Source organism: Brevibacillus sp. YAE8 (assembly GCF_057543335.1).
On record NZ_BAAIYG010000008.1, the window covers coordinates 69,468 to 85,339 of the forward strand.

At 55.0% G+C, this 15,872-nt stretch carries 12 protein-coding genes; 1 reads left to right on the top strand and 11 read right to left on the bottom strand.

Going from position 1 to position 15,872, the window contains the following annotated elements:
- Window positions 1-117 precede the first annotated feature (117 nt).
- Together AC27IT_RS13285 and AC27IT_RS13290 are read right to left on the bottom strand one after the other, a co-directional pair.
- Window positions 118-6,129 carry a helicase-related protein gene (locus AC27IT_RS13285; RefSeq protein ID WP_283858647.1) on the bottom strand — a complete coding sequence of 2,004 codons (6,012 nt, stop codon included), beginning with the start codon at window positions 6,127-6,129 and terminating at the stop codon, window positions 118-120.
- A gap of 68 nt (window positions 6,130-6,197) precedes the next feature.
- The gene (locus AC27IT_RS13290) at window positions 6,198-6,539 is read right to left on the bottom strand and encodes a TnpV protein (protein WP_274364792.1); all 342 of its coding nucleotides are present in this window, start codon (window positions 6,537-6,539) and stop codon (window positions 6,198-6,200) included.
- Window positions 6,540-6,837: 298 nt separating this feature from the next.
- Between AC27IT_RS13290 and AC27IT_RS13295 the strand changes: the two genes are divergently transcribed.
- Complete coding sequence (locus tag AC27IT_RS13295) at window positions 6,838-7,434, top strand: hypothetical protein (RefSeq protein WP_283858646.1); 597 nt, start codon at window positions 6,838-6,840, stop codon at window positions 7,432-7,434.
- On the opposite strand, the gene AC27IT_RS13300 is transcribed toward AC27IT_RS13295, so the two are convergent.
- The 9 genes from AC27IT_RS13300 to AC27IT_RS13340 form a co-directional block, all read right to left on the bottom strand.
- On the bottom strand, window positions 7,409-7,675 hold the full coding sequence (locus AC27IT_RS13300) for a helix-turn-helix domain-containing protein (protein ID WP_124331901.1): 267 nt from the start codon (window positions 7,673-7,675) through the stop codon (window positions 7,409-7,411). The genes AC27IT_RS13295 and AC27IT_RS13300 overlap by 26 nt on opposite strands.
- 21 nt (window positions 7,676-7,696) lie before the next feature.
- Window positions 7,697-8,137: a hypothetical protein gene (locus AC27IT_RS13305; RefSeq protein ID WP_080835134.1), complete on the bottom strand. Its 441-nt coding sequence runs from the start codon at window positions 8,135-8,137 to the stop codon at window positions 7,697-7,699.
- Window positions 8,138-8,169: 32 nt separating this feature from the next.
- Window positions 8,170-8,346, bottom strand: coding sequence for a hypothetical protein (locus AC27IT_RS13310; RefSeq protein ID WP_186311127.1), 177 nt, complete (start codon window positions 8,344-8,346; stop codon window positions 8,170-8,172).
- Window positions 8,347-8,355: 9 nt separating this feature from the next.
- Window positions 8,356-8,841, bottom strand: coding sequence for a hypothetical protein (locus AC27IT_RS13315; protein WP_062410483.1), 486 nt, complete (start codon window positions 8,839-8,841; stop codon window positions 8,356-8,358).
- Between the two features lie 24 nt (window positions 8,842-8,865).
- A complete protein-coding gene (locus AC27IT_RS13320) occupies window positions 8,866-12,303 on the bottom strand; it encodes a DUF5704 domain-containing protein (RefSeq protein WP_412679497.1) in 3,438 nt (1,145 codons plus the stop codon).
- 385 nt (window positions 12,304-12,688) lie between these two features.
- Window positions 12,689-13,828 carry a copper amine oxidase N-terminal domain-containing protein gene (locus tag AC27IT_RS13325; RefSeq protein ID WP_283858644.1) on the bottom strand — a complete coding sequence of 380 codons (1,140 nt, stop codon included), beginning with the start codon at window positions 13,826-13,828 and terminating at the stop codon, window positions 12,689-12,691.
- A 115-nt stretch (window positions 13,829-13,943) separates the two neighbouring features.
- Entirely contained in the window at window positions 13,944-14,927 is a 984-nt protein-coding gene (locus AC27IT_RS13330; RefSeq protein WP_283858643.1) for a hypothetical protein, read from the bottom strand.
- The gene (locus tag AC27IT_RS13335) at window positions 14,914-15,462 is read right to left on the bottom strand and encodes a hypothetical protein (RefSeq protein WP_036623510.1); all 549 of its coding nucleotides are present in this window, start codon (window positions 15,460-15,462) and stop codon (window positions 14,914-14,916) included. Before AC27IT_RS13335 ends, AC27IT_RS13330 begins: the two co-directional genes overlap by 14 nt.
- 10 nt (window positions 15,463-15,472) lie before the next feature.
- A complete protein-coding gene (locus tag AC27IT_RS13340; protein WP_036623512.1) occupies window positions 15,473-15,862 on the bottom strand; it encodes a hypothetical protein in 390 nt (129 codons plus the stop codon).
- Window positions 15,863-15,872: the final 10 nt, after the last annotated feature.

Consider the following 15,872-nt stretch of genomic DNA (forward strand, 5'->3'; position numbering starts at 1 on the left):
AACTTTAACAAGTGAGCTATCTTCGACCTGTGAAATGCTCGCACCGATACCATGTTCTTTTCCGTAATGGTCAGCATGAAGTTCCCTTTCAGGGGGAGGAACGACGGTGTCAGACCGTTATCGTTCACGACCCACCACCCGCCGTTCGGGCGCTTCCAGTTCTTCGTCCGGCACGCTGTCCACAGCTTCGTTTTCCCGTTTGTCCATGTTGAGCAGCACATTCAATTCCGCAAGACGCGCCGCTTTCGTTTGCAGTTCCTGCTCCTTCTCGAAAGGAGCCGCGATTTGTTCCTTCGCCGTTTCCATTTGCTGCCGCAAGGTGGCAAGCTGCTCGCGGGCATGTTCCAGCTTCGCAGGCAAGTCGGACAAGGCATTGTTGATGCGGCTTATGTTGCCGCCTGCATCCGCTCCGAGCGTCACCGTATGACCGAGCGCGCCGCGAAGCGTGACCTTGTACTCCTTATGGAAGCTGTCAAAGGACAGCCACAAGGAAAATCCCCGGTAGCTGCCGAATTCCTGCGGATCGGGCGATGTCATGCCTTTGCATGCGTCGAGCAAAGCCGCGCCCGCCGCCGCCCTCTCCGAATAGGTGTAATCCTTGACCGTCATGCCGGGGAATTTATCTGCCCCATCCGCCTCGGATGCCAGAGAACGTGTATACAAAGCAACGTCCTGTTCATAGCCGGCAATTCGTTCCTCCGTGGACTTGATTTGCTGCGGCAGCAGCTTGAGCAGCCGGTCCTCCAGCGCATAGCGCTGGCTCAAGTGGTTGGCTTTGAGCAGCTTCAATTTGGATACCTGAATGTCCAGGTCCATTTTCTCTTTGATGTACGGGTTGCCGGTCGCCAGCGCCTTCACCTCGGCATAGGAGAGAGCCGTCTCGTCAATATCCTCGGCGGAACGGACAGGCGATTTGCTGGTCATGATCTGCGAAATGAAGCGCTGCTTGTTTTCGAGTGTCTGGTACAAATACGCGTCGAACGTGTTCTCCGTCACATAGCGAAAAATATGCACCTCGCTGTTCTGATTGCCTTGCCGGATAATGCGCCCGCTGCGCTGCTCCAGATCCCGCGGACGCCAAGGGCAGTCAAGGTCGTGAAGGGCAATCAGCTTCGTTTGCACGTTGGTGCCTGCGCCCATCTTGAACGTCGATCCGAGCAGTATCCGAACCTGTCCGCTGCGTACTTTGGCGAACAGTTCCTTTTTCTTGACCTCGGTATTGGCGTCGTGAATATAGGCGATTTCCTCGGCGGGAACGCCTTTCTCCATCAGCTTGCGCCGCAGCTCGTCGTACACATTGAAGGCGCCATCCTGTTTCGGAATGGACAAATCACAAAACACCAACTGGGTCAACCGCTGCTCCTGATGTTCTTCCCAATACCGGTAGATATTGTCCGCGCAGGCACTGACTTTGCTGCCTTCGTCGTCGGGAAGCAGGGGATTAGCCAGCCGCTGATCGAGCGCCAGTTTGCGTCCGTCATTGGTGATCGTCAGCATGTTGTCCTCGTGCGGCTCCACTTCTTTCGCCCGCACCCGTTCGGCGCGGCGGGCGAGATCCGCGACCATGTCACGCTGAAAGTCGCTTGGCGGCACTGCAACATTGTGGAAATGGGCTTTCGGTACGGGAAGCTGGAGCATGTCCGCCGTCTGGATATCCGCCACTTCCTTGAACATATTCATCAGTTCCGGCAAATTGTAAAAACGGGCAAACCGGGTTTTCGCCCGATAGCCCGTTCCTTCCGGCGCAAGCTCGATCGCGGTGACGGTTTCGCCAAACGTCGAAGCCCACGCATCGAAATGCTGCAAGCCTTGCCGCTTGAGCCGCTCGTATTGCAAATAGCGCTGCATCGTGTACATCTCGGTAATCGAATTGGAGATTGGCGTACCCGTCGCAAAGATGATGCCCCGGCCTCCGGTCAGTTCATCCAGATAGCGGCATTTAGCAAACATGTCCGACGACTTCTGCGCTTCGGTTTGCGACAGTCCGGCCACATTGCGCATTTTCGTATAAAGAAACAGATTTTTGTACGAATCGGCTTCGTCCACGAATAGCCGGTCTACGCCCAATTCCTCGAAGGTCACGACATCATCCTTGCGGCTAGTGTCGTTCAGCTTCTCCAGCTTGATTTGCAGCGTCTTTTTCGTTTTTTCAAGCTGCTTGATCGCATAGCGTTCGCCTCTGGCTTCCTTGAGTTCCCGGATGCCGCTTGTAATTTCCGAAATCTGCTCGTACAGTTGCTGCCGCTGACGTTCCATGGAAATCGGTATTTTTTCAAACTGCGAATGGCCGATGATGATCGCATCATAATCGCCGGTAGCGATCCGCGCGCAAAACGTTTTGCGGTTTTTCGTTTCAAAGTCCTTTTTGGTCGCCACCAGAATATTCGCCGACGGATACAGCTGCAAAAACTCCGCCGCCCACTGTTCGGTCAGATGGTTCGGAACGACCAGCATGCTCTTGTTGCACAGCCCTAGATGCTTGCTCTCCATCGCCGCGGCGGTCATCGCAAAGGTTTTGCCTGCGCCGACACAATGCGCGAAAAGGGAGTTGCCGCCGTACAGCGCCCGGGCAACCGCATTGACCTGGTGCTGGCGCAGCCGGATTTCCGGGTTCATCCCGGTGAATCGGATATGACTGCCGTCGTATTCGCGTGGGCGGATGGCATTGAACCGGTCATTGTACAGCCGTGTCAGCCGTTCGCGCCGCTGCGGGTCTTTCCATATCCAGTCGCGGAACGCTTCTTTCATCATCTCCTGCTTTTGCTGGGCGATGGCCGTTTCCTGCTTGTTCAGTACACGCTTTTCCACGCCATCCTCATACACGGTGTCAAATACGCGCACGTCCCGCAAATTCAGCGTATCTTCGAGAATTTTGTACGCATTGACGCGGTTTGTGCCGTACGTGACGTTCGCCTTGATATTGTTGCTGCGGTCATCGCTTTTGCCTTTGACGTTCCAGGCAGCCGTATATTCGGAATACATGACGTTGATGTAGGTCTGGTACATCGGCGGCGTGTCCACCAGCTCAAACAGAAATTGCCGAATGTCTTCCGGCGGCAGCCAGGTTGCGCCCAAGCGGACATCAATTTCAGAGGCGTTCAGGTCTTTCGGCTGCACCGCTTCAAGCGCTTTGACGTTTTCGCCGTAACGTTCGGCATCGTATGCGGCAAACTGTCTGGCCACACGCAGCTTCTCCCGCACATTGCCGGACAAGTACGCATCGGCGGTTTCGTAGATCGGCTTACCTTCCTCGTCCAGATTTTCGGGATTGGGGAAGATGACGCCGCGCAGCTCTTTTATCAGTTGTTCTTCCGTCCAACCGGTTAGCTGCGCCATATACGGCAGATCGACACGGGCTTTTGCACCGATGGAGACGGCAAGCGCCTCCGAAGCGGTATCCACCTGTTCCACGCGGATGCGCTGCCGGATGGTGCGTTTGGTGAACATATCCGCCTTGCGCAGCAGCCGTCCTTCCTCGTCGATGATTTCCAGCGAGCAAAGAAGAAAGTAGGAACTGTCGTCCGAAAAAGCAAGGCTGTTGGCGCGGCTGTTGATCAGGCCGTATTGCGCCGTAAACCGTTCATACTGCGCATTCAGCTTTCGCTGTTGCTGCTCTATCATCTCATCGCTATAGTCTTCGGTTTGGTACTCGATCAGCTCGCGCACGGTGTCCCGCAGCTGAATCATTCCCTTGATGCGGCCTGCCGCCGTAGCAGAAGTGTCCACACGCCGCATTCGGCTGTTCTCCCGATAGTAGATTTGTCCGTCCACCAACGCAAAGCTGAAATTGCGCACAGTCGGATCAGCAGGGAGAGAAGGCTCTTCTTCCTCCGGCTGGTCTTCCCGTTCCAGCTCCGCCCATTCGGCATGGATGTTGGAGAACGCTTCGCGCAGCAATTCATCCAGATTGGCGTCCGGGAATGGCTTGCAGGACGTTTCCTGGCGGTTGCCGTACATCCGGTCGTCAAAAACCATTGTGCCCAGCACCATATCGGGATGTTCCGCGAAATAACGATTCACCGGCACACCGTCCGCTGTCTCGGACAGGGATAGCCATGCTTCGGTTTGCTCGCTGACGGCGACCATGCGATCCCGTTTCTGTAAAAAGATGATGTCAGCGGTTACTTCGGTTCCGGCATTGGCCAGAAACGCATTGCTTGGCAGACGCACCGCTCCGAGCAGTTCGGCGCGTTCCGCAATATATTTGCGAACCGCAGGATTTTGCTTGTCCATCGTTCCTTTGGACGTAATAAAAGCGATGATGCCGCCCGGACGCACTTTGTCCAATGTCTTGGCGAAAAAGTAATCATGGATGAGAAACTTGTGCTTGTCGTAACGTTTATCCGCCACGCCATAACCGCCGAACGGCACGTTCCCGATGGCGAGATCAAAGAAGCTGTCCGGCAAATTCGTCTGTTCGTAGCCGCTGACCGCAATCGACGCCTGCGGGTATAGCTGCTTGGCAATACGGCCGGTAATGCTGTCCAGTTCCACGCCAAACAGCCGCGAGCCTTGGAACGACTCCGGCACCAGTCCAAAGAAATTGCCGATGCCGCAGGACGGCTCCAAAATATTGCCGCTGCGAAAGCCCATCGATTCCAGACAGTCGTACATCGCCTTGATGACGGTCACAGACGTATAATGGGCATTCAGCGTTGACGCGCGAGCGGATGCATATTCATCCGGCTCCAGCACATTTTTCAGTTCCGCATATTCGGCTGCCCACTGCGTGTTCGCTTCGTCAAACGCCTGCGGAATGCCGCCCCATCCGACATATCGAGCCAGCACCGCCTGCTCGTCCGCTGTCGCTTGCCGCTGCTCCTGCTCCAGCTTGTTCAGCAGCCGAATCGCTTCCATGTTCCATTTGAACTTCGTTTTTGCGCCGCCATGCCCCAGTTCATCATCCGTAATCCGGTAGTTGACAGCCGGGATAGACGGACGGGCTGGCGCGGCGCGGCCGGCCGCACCATCAGAGGAAAGGGAAGTGTCTGGCTGCGATACGGCCTCTGGCCCCTCCGTCACCGGCTCTTCCGGTAAAACCGCATCTTCCGCCGTTTCCCATGCCGTTTCGTCAGTCCATTCCGACTCCTGCTCCCCGGTAATCAGATGATCGTTCAGCGGGTTTTCGCGCAGCATTCGCTCAAAATCCCGGCGATTCACCTCTTTGATGAAGAGCGGGAACTGACGGTCTTGCAGCGTCACTGTTCGTTGCTCCAGCTGCACAACTTCATATTCGTCCGCGCCGATCCAGACCGTGCTGCCCGCGTCATAACCGTATCGTGCCCGTTCCCGATTCACCGGCGTGTGTTCCGATTCCGCTTGTGCGTCCGGTCGGGAAAGCCCCGACGATGCATCCGGCTGCGGCAATTCGCGCCTGGCCATTTCCGCCGCTTGCAGCCGCAGCTTTTCCTCCTGTTCTTCCGCAAAGGCGGGCAATCGCTCGGCTTCCTTCCGGTTCAAGTAACGACCCGCTGCCAGCAGTTCGCCGATACGTTTCTGCACGTTCATCCACGGCAGCACCACCTGCGTATCCGGGTTCATGATCGAGCCGCGGGTCAGCGTGATGCCTTTGCTGTCATAATTCATGTGAATATCCGTGCCGATCAGCGCGGGAAGACGCCCGCCGGTCCCGTATTCCCGTTTCAGGAAATCGGCGTTCTCCTGTGCGGACAGCGACTGCTGGAAATGCAGCGCAATGCGATACTTGCCGTTCTCAAAACCGCTGCCGTTTTGCAAAATGGCGTCAATGACCGCTTGCGGCATGAAAAAAGCGGAGGCTTTTGCGTCCTCCGCTTGTTCCATCCACAGCGTCTGTTGCTCGATGGAAGGTTCTGACTTTCGCGACAAGTCAAATTCGTTCAACAGCATCATGCTGGCGAGATGCCCGGCGATGACACCCCAATCGTAAAAGCTTTGCGCCGTGCGTTCCTCCGCCGTACCTGTCCACAGATGCAAAACGTTGCGATACGGTTCAAATCCTGCTCGTACGCCTTCATCAAGCGTCAGTTCGGTGATGCCTGCCGGAAACAAACCGCGCACATACAACATGCGCTCGCGCTCGTCCTCATGAGCAAGGAAAAATGCTGCGATGTCCGACTTGCTCTCCCGCAGCGGCGCGGCTCGAAGCATGTCATTGATGATGGCCTGGTCATGAAAAAACGGAAGACTTCGGTCCTCCGTTTCCCGGTCGTACCATTTTAATGATAAATCAGTTCCGCGAGAATCAGTTCCTCCGCCTGCTGCTTCAGGTTGTTCATATGTCCCGTCCAGGCCAGCGGATCGCTCGCCTTGTCCGGGGCCGGGTAAGAAGCGAGCATCTCCTGCATCGTCCGGTCGATCTGCTCCCGCGCCGTCCGGTCGATGTCCGCCAGATGCCGGTTCAACTGCTCCGACAACATCAGATGGGCGTACATGCCCTTCCGCTCGGTTTTCAGAAACGTCTTGCGCATCATCCCGTACTTCCCGATGGTCGTCTCCGCTTCGCTCAGCGTCAGGTTGGGCAGCAGATAATCCCCTTGCGGCGTGTACGTCAGTTCCATGTTCATCCTTCCTTTCTTGCAGGGTAGCTTCATTGTGCGGCAAGGAATCGGGTCTTGCAAGGGTATGAAGCGACTGACCCTCATTTGCACGTTGTGCATCCCGGCGCAGCGCCCGGACGGTCGATTCAATTTCCCGCAGCATCATCTCGGACACATCGCTGATCGCTGCGCCCAAATGGGATAATGCTGGAAGCGTATTGAAATAACCAATGGAAGACAAATCCTCGGTGCTAATGTAAAGTTCGGGATTCAACTCGCAGCGGGTTAAGGCCATATAAGCGACGGCTTTTTCAGACGCTTGTTTGAACAACAATTCCACATGCGGAACGTCCAGGTCCTCAAGCAAACTGTTCTCCCGCTCTTTCATCAACTCCGCCACATAATCGGCGCTGTTGTCATCCACCGCATTCCGCGCAGCAGCGAGCAACGCGGCAGGCAGATCCGCACGCCGTTCGCTCTCGTCCGGCGCTCCGAACGCATTTTCCAGCGTTTCTATCACATGAGCCGTGTCGCTGTCCTGCAACCGCCAAAGCGACACCTGCGGCTGGCGTCTGCTTTGGGTATCCGATACGTCAAACACATGGCGCAGGCCCAGGTGGTTGCCTCGGTCTTCAATCAGGGCAATCCCTTTTGCGCCGCGTTTCACCCAGCGATCCAGCCGCTTGTTCCAGACGTCAATCGGCGCGCAGGCCGTTGCGTCCGGACGTTGGGCGTAGATCAACAGTTGATCCTGAAACGGATATTTATAGTTCCAGGCCGCCGTCCGCAAAAAATCCGCCCACCGCTCAGGCTGATTCGTTACCGTGCGAGCCGTGCCGGCAGCCAGTTCGACGATGCGCTGCAACTTGGCTGTCACGAGAGCACCTCCCTTACCGAAACGTTATTTGATTGGTGAGGCGAATGCCTTCCTCCGAATAACGGGCCGTAATCCGAATGAGTCCAATAAGTTGCAGGCGATGCAGATTTCGGCGGACAGTGGAAGGAGAGAGACCCACCTCCAAAGCCAGCTTTTTGCCGGACAACAAGACGCAGCCGTGCCGCCCGCCCGCGCGGTCCATCAGGTAGCTGTACAATAGCTTTGCTGCAGGAGGGACCTTCGCTTTGGCCAGCAGTTGATACCGGGTAAGATCATTCATAAACTTCCTCCTCGGCAGACGCTAACGCTCCGGCGACCGTTCCGACAAACGATCCGGCCGGATGTAGCAGTACAGATAGAAATTGTAGTCTCCCGCATGCGGGAAACAACGCAGGTAGTACCGATGGCGCTCTGTTTGAAAACAAAAGCCGTATACGCCGGAATGCCACGCCCCCGATAATCGGGCCTCCGGATGCGACAGGCAAAAACGGTGCATCTGGCTGCGGCTTTGAAGAAGTCCCTGCTCCGTCAATGCCCGCACAACCGCATCCAGTTCCGCCCGGAAAGCCGGCGTTTTTAGCGCTGGCAAATGCTCGAACCAGTTTGCCCAGAATGTCTCGCCGCTGCTGCCAAAATAACCGCGCAGGTGCCCGATGCAACCCCGTTCCGTATCCTTCTTTATCGAAGCGGAATAAAAATAGGCCGCATCCTCCGACACGGCCGTTTGCAGTCTTTCCAGCATATTCTTTTCCTCCCGGCTGGTAGGTGTTCGCTCTAGGTTGCGACACACATAGAAGGGGAAAGTCCGATATCTGCCACAAGCCGACGGGAGGAAAGCCACACGGCGCTGTTTTTTCCGCCCGCCAAATCCGGTAAATAGCAGTACACCAGCTTGGCCGCAAGCGGAAGCGAGGCTCCGTCCAGCAGCCGATAACGAGCGAGATCGTTCATTGCGTCCTCCTATCGTTGCGTTTCCGTTTTTTTCTTCTGTGCGGCAGGCGTGGAAGGCGCTTGCTGTTGCTGCTCCACCAAGCGCTCCGGCCGGGCATAGCAGTACAAGTAAAAGTTGTAATCCCCGGCAAAGGGAAAGCAGCGCAAATAGTAGCGGTGATCCTGCGTTTGCATGCAAAACCCGTACACATCCGTGCTCCAAGCACCGCCGATGCGCGCCTCCGGATGCTCGCTACAAAATCGTAACATATGCTGGCGGCTTTTCAGCACCTTCTGATCGCCGATAGCTTGAAAGACCTTACCCAATTCTTCTTTAAAAGCAGTCGTTTCAAAGGGAGAGCGCCGGGGAAACCAGGTTACCCAGAACTCCTCGCCCGACCGCCCAAAATCGCCGCGCAGGTGGCCGATGCAGCCACGTTCGATCTCCTCTGCGGCAGAAGCGGAATAAAAATAAGCCGTATCCTCTGGCGCGGCACTTTGCAGCTTTTCCAACATGTTTATCCCTCCCGTCTGGTGAATTTAATGGGTGCCTCCCGTCCCAAAGTCGTCGTAGCTGGACAAATTGGCATGATAAAAGACGACGTCGCCGTCCAGCAGGGAGAACGTTGCCCCGTATGGATCGACGTAGCTGGGCTGAAACCCTTCCATCCGCCACTGATTGTCAAGCGGCGCGTTTTTGTATTGCAGATGCGGATGGTTCAAGTCTTGATTGCGGATCGTTTCGATGTTGAAATTGACGATGATGTACCCATCCTTCAGAAATACGGGCGCATGATCGTCCAGCCGGTGCGTGCGGCCGTACTCGGCCAGATTGAAGCCTTTCGGCACCACGTACGGTGCGGCGGGCAAACTGTAGTCCCCCCTCCACCGCTGCACCGAAGCGTTGGCGCGGGCCGCATCGATGCCGGAGGGCACCTGCATACTGCCAACAAACGTCCGAAGCTGAGGCGGCAGCAGCATGATATCGTAGCCGCCCACATAGGTCGGCTTCTGCGCATCCTTTACATATTGATCAATAAACGTCTGCCTGTCTCCGGGCGAACCGTTTAGCGACCAAAGCGTTGCGGCAGTGTCGGTCAACTCCTGCTTCGGCACATTGCGCAGGCGAGCGTCGAGCGTCACATACCGTTTCTCCACATCGTCGCTGGAGCCGATACGAATAAACCGCTGACTGCCTGAATGATAGTACAGATCGACTTCTTGCCTGTTCTTCCCCTTGCTGTCCACAAAATAAAACGTCGGTGTAATGAGGATGCCGTCGCCCGAACCGAACATGTTGCCTTTCGTCATGACTTCGAATTTGACATGGTAACCCGTTTTGACCGCTACGTTTTTCTTGCCGCTCTCGGGATGACTGCCTTGCCGTACCGGCAGCACGTAAGGTGGGGTATTGCCGCGCGGTGCGCCGTCAATTCCTTTCGTGCCGACCCAATAGGCATTTCCTGTCGGCGTCGCGCTGCCCTTTTGGGTGCGGAACACCGATTCCCATGCAAAATCGGCAATGTCGGTGATGCGGAAATCATAGAGACGTCCGATCACTTCCACTGGAACCACCTGCGTAGCCACATGGTTGGACAAGTCCAGATTGGCATTCATCTGGGACGTAAAGGAGGCCGGACTATTCTCGGCAAACGTCCGGAATAATACGTCGTAATAGCCTTCATCCACCCAAACGGGCAAATAGAAGGTCGTCTGTATCTGACCGACCGGGATGGATACCCACGTTTCCTTGGGGACAAACGTCGTGCGATCCGCTTTGTACACATCGAACGGAAACCAAATCTGTTTGTCCCTCACATACTTGGCATAATCCCGATTGCCGTAGCCCTTGATGTCCTTGTGCGGGCCGCTTGTCGGAATCGTTACGGTAAAGGGCCGGTCCAGAATGAGCGCAGCCCGACCGGCGGTTGGCTGCGTTTTCTGATTATGCGCCTGGTCGTCGGATACGGACGCCTGATTGACAACGGGCGTATGCACCGTCACCGGATTGATGCCGCCGATCGGAAAGCTCTTGTTTTCCCCGCCGCCAATGCCCTTGACCAGCGTATAAAAGATGGTGCCGGTGCTCGGTTGATTCGCTTTGTTTGTTTTGAAAGCGTCAATGAGATAACCTTTGCCGTACAGCACATCTTGCCCAATCATCGGCGGGGCCGGTATCGCCCCCGGCGTCGGCGCTTTTTCCTCAACGATTCGGTTGTCCATGATTGTATTTCCGTTAAAAACGAACGAGTCGTTTTTTACCTTGATCTTGCCAATAGCTCTCTCGGCCTCGTTTGTCCAGTCCTCGTTCGGTACGGAAGGCCGGCTGGAACCGCCGGAAATCGTTTGTCCGGGCAGCGTCACATTCGAATAGACCGGATCGGTCATATGCGCGCTGAGCGACGCATCATGCGCAGCGGAAACGGTTGGCGGCGTATAGCCATTCGGCTCCAGCGTAACTGTTCCCGAAGGAAGCGCATAATTGGAGACCGTCGCCTTTTGAATGCCGTACACTTCGAGATTTTGAATCGTCCAGAAGCTGTACTTGCGTTCAATCGAATAGTTTTTGGTGACCGTCTGTGTATCTGAACGCGGAACGGTAATGGTGGTCGGATTCCCGTCCGCATCGGGCGGGCCGGATCGCGTCTCCGTCCAGGTGAGGGTATATGTTTTACTCACCTGAATCGGGTATTGCTTCGTGCCGGTCGTTTCCGTGAACGTGTTGCGATACAAGTACGATTTGGCCAAAGCGTTCACATACAGGTTCTCTGAAGTCGGAATGCCTTGCAGCACATCAAATTTTTCTGCGCCGCGCGCATCCGCCTGAATGACAGCAGAAGCGCTTGGCTCCATCGCTTCGGCCTGCTGGGAAGCGCCGGGCTGCGGTTTTCCGTCGCCGTCGCCTTTGCGTACCGTATGATCGGATGTCGAGTCCCCCGTATTGCCGTCCACATCCTTCACAACGACGGTGATTTGCACGCTCACTTTGTCGCCGGACGTGAACGGGATTTTGATCGGAATCGTTTTACTCGTTGACGTGCCGGAGAGGTTTCCGGTTTTGTCGCCCGTTTGAACGAGCCTGGCATTTCGAATATCCGTGATTTCGTATGACTGCAAATTTTTTAACGACTTGACTTCAAAAACAAAATTCCCGTCCACTTCGGTCACGTTTTGGTCGACCGTTTCCGGCGCTTCAATCCGGGACGCGACCGTTACCGAGGAGGGAATTTTGTAAATGCCGATAAAGTTGGAGCCGCCCGATCCCACCAGAATGGAGCGCTCTTTGAGCTTGGGGTCGCCTTTTTCCTGAATGAACAGCTTCTCGTCGGGTTTGTTATTGTTCGTAATGTAAGAGCGGATGATTTCATACGTCTGACCGCCGGAAGTGATTTGTCCTTCGAACGTATGGTTCGCTTCCTCGCCGGTTGCGAAAACGCCTTTGTCCACTTCTTTGAGTTTGGTGCCGTCTTCTTTTTGATAGATGGCCTTCACCGGATTGTTCTCCGCATATTCGGCAACCGCGTCCGTTCCGCCCAGATGCACCGTAAAGCTTCGCGTTCGCACCTTCGGATTGGTTTCCGGGTCTTCTTGCAGCCAGTCTTTCCGCGTCGGGTCCTGCTTGGGCGATAAATAGGAACGAACGATCGTATACGTTTTTCCGTTGTCCTCAATCGTTTCGGGAAATTCATGATTGATCGTTTCCCCGACTTTGTACTCGCCCTTTAGAAATGTAACTTCCGGTCTTTGAATGACTATGCCGTCTACGGTTTTTGCAATGACATCGACGGGAAATTCCGCGCTTCGATAGGGTACATGAATGCCGAAATAATCGTCCAAGTCGTCCGGGTGCGCCCAAGGTTCGGCTCTCTTGATCTCATCTAACGTATAAAAGGGCCCTTTGCGCACGTTGCCGTTTCCGTCGATGGACACCATGATGGCATACAAATATAAGTCGTCGTTGTCTTTGATGTCGCCCATGCCCGCGTTCCACATGCCTTCCGTGACAAGCGCCTCGCTGATTTCATAAAATGTCGTTAAAGGCGCTCCGGGGATCGGCGGATTCGGGTCTTGACCTACCTGCCGCACTTGCTGGTCCAAAAAAGAAGCATGTTGGCCGTTTCGAGGATCGCCACACTGCTTGGGCGTAGTATTCGTACATAGTTGGTCCCGTCGCACCGTCCATCCCACGGTTCTGTATCTGATGGACGATGTTGCAGCCGTGCTGGTGATCTCAAAACGAATTTTCCCTGACTCCGTATAAACATTCGGAGTTTCGGCAAAGACTTGTCTCGGTAGCAATGGCAATAAAAAAAGGCATGCCATCGTAAGGCATACCCACTTTGTAACGATGCTTTTAATCATATTATTCAACCTTCCTGATCAGTTGGTTGTAGAATAAACTTGCGGTGGCCACCTTCAACGTGCTGCCCCAGTCTCCCCCAATATTTGTTCCTAACGCAATGTCGGCGTAACCTTCATACCATACATTTTTTTCAAGAGGAGTATCGTTGGGCACCCATGTGCCTTTCTCATACTTCAAATCATTGGGAAACCATGTATCATAAATCAAGTCCTTGCGCTCTGAATAGGATACGAATTTAATCCTGAATTTGGACCTTACATAATTTTTACCAAAACCGTCACGGTAAATCATCGACGGTTCCGGATCAAGATAACCTTTGACTTGAATTTTGTTCTCCTTTACCCAATCCACATAACGACGAATATACTTTAGTTCGGCATTGGAATTTTGCATTTTTGTAGCGAATAAAGCCTGCGCCCACGAATCGTCGATCGTGTTGTAATCCACATTCAGCCACAACGCGCCGAACGTTTTCAGCCGGTTCATCCATATATCCACGTTTTTCTTATTGAATTCCGGTATGGTCGAATAGAGCACCGAAGAAACCTTGCTGTCCGTAGGATGCGAGTAGGGATAGGCCATTTCATAGGCTTCATTCGGCACATCGGCCAGAATGTACGGGTAATCTTTCGCGTTCTTCGGCAAATGGGTTGTGCGAATCAGGCGGCCCCATTCATCGTACTTTGCATTGGCGTCTTCTTGTATGGAAATAAATACGGTCGATGTCGGGCTATCCCAATTCACTTTCGCCCCCAGCGCTTCGCTGACAAAACGCAGCGGGACAAACGTCCGGCCGCCGCTGGTGATCGCCTTCGAATCGAAGACCACTTCTTTACCGTTGACGAGCGCCGTGCTATCGCCGATCGTAAGCACAATATGCAGGTCGTCCCGCTCAATCGGAACGGTCATGGTTTTGGGCTCCCATCCAACTTTCGCGCCCATCTGTTCCGCGATGAATCGAACCGGCACGAGCGTCCGGTTGTTTTCATCGACAAATGCTTGCGCATCGGGAAACCAGATTTTTTGTCCGTCCATGACGACGCCGACAAAGGACGGAAGTCGGCTCGCCGCGCTTGCCGTTACGGTGAACAAGCTGCAAAGCATCGCGGCGACAAGTCCTGCAATTACCCATTTTCTCACGCCATTCGCTCCTCTCTTAATAGGGGTCATGACAAGTTTGGAAGATTTCTACTGTCAGGTTCATCATAGAGCCGATCTGACGGCGTGTCCACTTTCCGAAATCACCGCCGTCTCGTTAAGATGGCGGGACCGGACAGTCCAGCGGCATATAGCCTTTTTGCGCGGCCGCTTGTTCGCTGGAAAACGTCTCTTCCACCGGATAAGCAAAGCCGCATGTGCTGCGATAATACACCTTCATGCTTCCTTTCCTGGCCCCGACAATCTCCGGCTTCTTGAGCACGCGGCTTCCGCCGAGCGCATAATGGTTGTAAAACTTGCCTCCCATCGGAATGCCTTGGATAAAGGCAAGCACCCCGACATCATTCACGGTATTGTGCCATTCCTCCTGCGAAATGGTCGGCAGCATGAAGGTGTAAGAAAAGCCGTATCGGGAAACCGATTCGTTGTGTTTATTGATCCGGTAGGCGAGTTCGTCTTCAATTGCGCGGACGATGGTGCTCCGGCGCACCTGCTCAAATCGCTCCGCATCCTTTAATAGCGCAATATTCGTCTGCTGCCCGACGTCGGCCCGCAAGCCTTCGTGCCAGCTCCGGCTGCCCGCATCGTAAGCGAGGACGAAATCGTCCAGCGTGAACGAAAGGCTGTTACCCGATGAATCGGCGTAGGCATACGGCCTCTTTGCTCCCCAAACCGGTTTTCGTTCCGTGCTCCCGTCGGCTCCCGTCCACTCCTCCTCGGCATAGACGTAGAAACCGTCGTAACCAATCACCGCAATAGCCGGGATATACCGATTGAGTACGCCTTGCGCAACGGGATCGTCGGCAATGCCGAAGCTTGCGTACAGCGTCCGATAAAAAGCGGCAATCGCTTCGTCCTTGTTCAGCGCCACCCGCTTGGCCGATTCGTATTGCGTCTCCCGCTGCTGATTCGCATTGACGGTCAACATCCGCGCTGCGTCATCCACCGCCGCATCCAGCGCGGTGTTATAGCGCAGCTCGGAGAGTAGCGCCTTCCGCTGCGTTTCGACTTCAATCCGGTTCACGGTCGCAAACGGCAGGAAAATGAGCGCCCCGACAATGGCCCATTCAATCAGCCTCATTGCGCACCACCCCGCCGTAAGGAATGAAGATTTTTTCGTTCGGACTGATGGCCTGGTTCAGGAAATCGAACAGGATCGTGCCGGGAGTCCGGTTCGTATTTTTAACCGTGACCGCAAATGTATCGCCGACCCGCAGTTTGTAGCGTCTCGCCGGATCGTCTTTTGCGGCCGCGCTGTTCGGGAACAGCACAGGCAAAATCTGCGCGTTGTAAAATAGGTCGTAGTGCACTTCGTAGCTGCCCCGAAACGTATCCGGCCTTGTCGGGTCGTCGTAAACCGGCACGTACTTTTTGCTTCCGTGTTCCATTTGCACATCGAAGGTGTTGCCCGTTGCCGCAATCGCCTCCATAAAGTCCGTATACATGCTCGGCGACACAAAGCCCTTGTCCCGCACTGCATCCACAAACGTTGTCGTCGCTTTCAGGACGACCAGTTCCGAAATATCGTCCTGCTGGTCGAAGGCTGCGGAAATGGGGTAGAGGTAGAGCAAAAGAACGGCAATGAGCGCCGCGAAAACTTTCGAGATACTGTTCATGGCATTCTCCTTAGCGTAAAGCGAAAATGAGACGCACCAGTTGTCCGGACGCATCTCGCTGGGCGACTGCCGTATACCGGGCATTCAGGCGAATGCCGGCGGGGACGAACGGGTCCCGATCGAGCGGCGGCACGTATCGAACGCCGTCCACCACAATTTCCGCGTCTCCCGTCTCCAGCCGGGCAATGGATTGCGCTACCTCTGCGCCGGATACGGTACCGTCGCCGGCAATCGGCGAAAACGTCATCTGCATGTTGCGATCCAGCGTCTTTCCCGACACATAGGCGGTGGCGTTCAGCGCGGCCCCGGTTTGAAAGAGCATGAGTCCGCTCGTTGCGGCCATCAGAAAGAGAAGACAGGCCACGCTCATTTCCAGCATCGTTCTGGGTGCATGTTCCATCGGCTTCCTC

Bases quoted from the DNA above. Each gene is read 5' to 3' on its own strand.
- AC27IT_RS13285 (WP_283858647.1), bottom strand. From the start codon at position 6,129: ATGCTTCGAGCCGCGCCGCTGCGGGAGAGCAAGTCGGACATCGCAGCA.
- AC27IT_RS13290 (WP_274364792.1), bottom strand. From the start codon at position 6,539: ATGGAACTGACGTACACGCCGCAAGGGGATTATCTGCTGCCCAACCTG.
- AC27IT_RS13300 (WP_124331901.1), bottom strand. From the start codon at position 7,675: ATGAATGATCTTACCCGGTATCAACTGCTGGCCAAAGCGAAGGTCCCT.
- AC27IT_RS13305 (WP_080835134.1), bottom strand. From the start codon at position 8,137: ATGCTGGAAAGACTGCAAACGGCCGTGTCGGAGGATGCGGCCTATTTT.
- AC27IT_RS13310 (WP_186311127.1), bottom strand. From the start codon at position 8,346: ATGAACGATCTCGCTCGTTATCGGCTGCTGGACGGAGCCTCGCTTCCG.
- AC27IT_RS13315 (WP_062410483.1), bottom strand. From the start codon at position 8,841: ATGTTGGAAAAGCTGCAAAGTGCCGCGCCAGAGGATACGGCTTATTTT.
- AC27IT_RS13320 (WP_412679497.1), bottom strand. From the start codon at position 12,303: ATGGGCGACATCAAAGACAACGACGACTTATATTTGTATGCCATCATG.
- AC27IT_RS13330 (WP_283858643.1), bottom strand. From the start codon at position 14,927: ATGAGGCTGATTGAATGGGCCATTGTCGGGGCGCTCATTTTCCTGCCG.
- AC27IT_RS13335 (WP_036623510.1), bottom strand. From the start codon at position 15,462: ATGAACAGTATCTCGAAAGTTTTCGCGGCGCTCATTGCCGTTCTTTTG.
- AC27IT_RS13340 (WP_036623512.1), bottom strand. From the start codon at position 15,862: ATGGAACATGCACCCAGAACGATGCTGGAAATGAGCGTGGCCTGTCTT.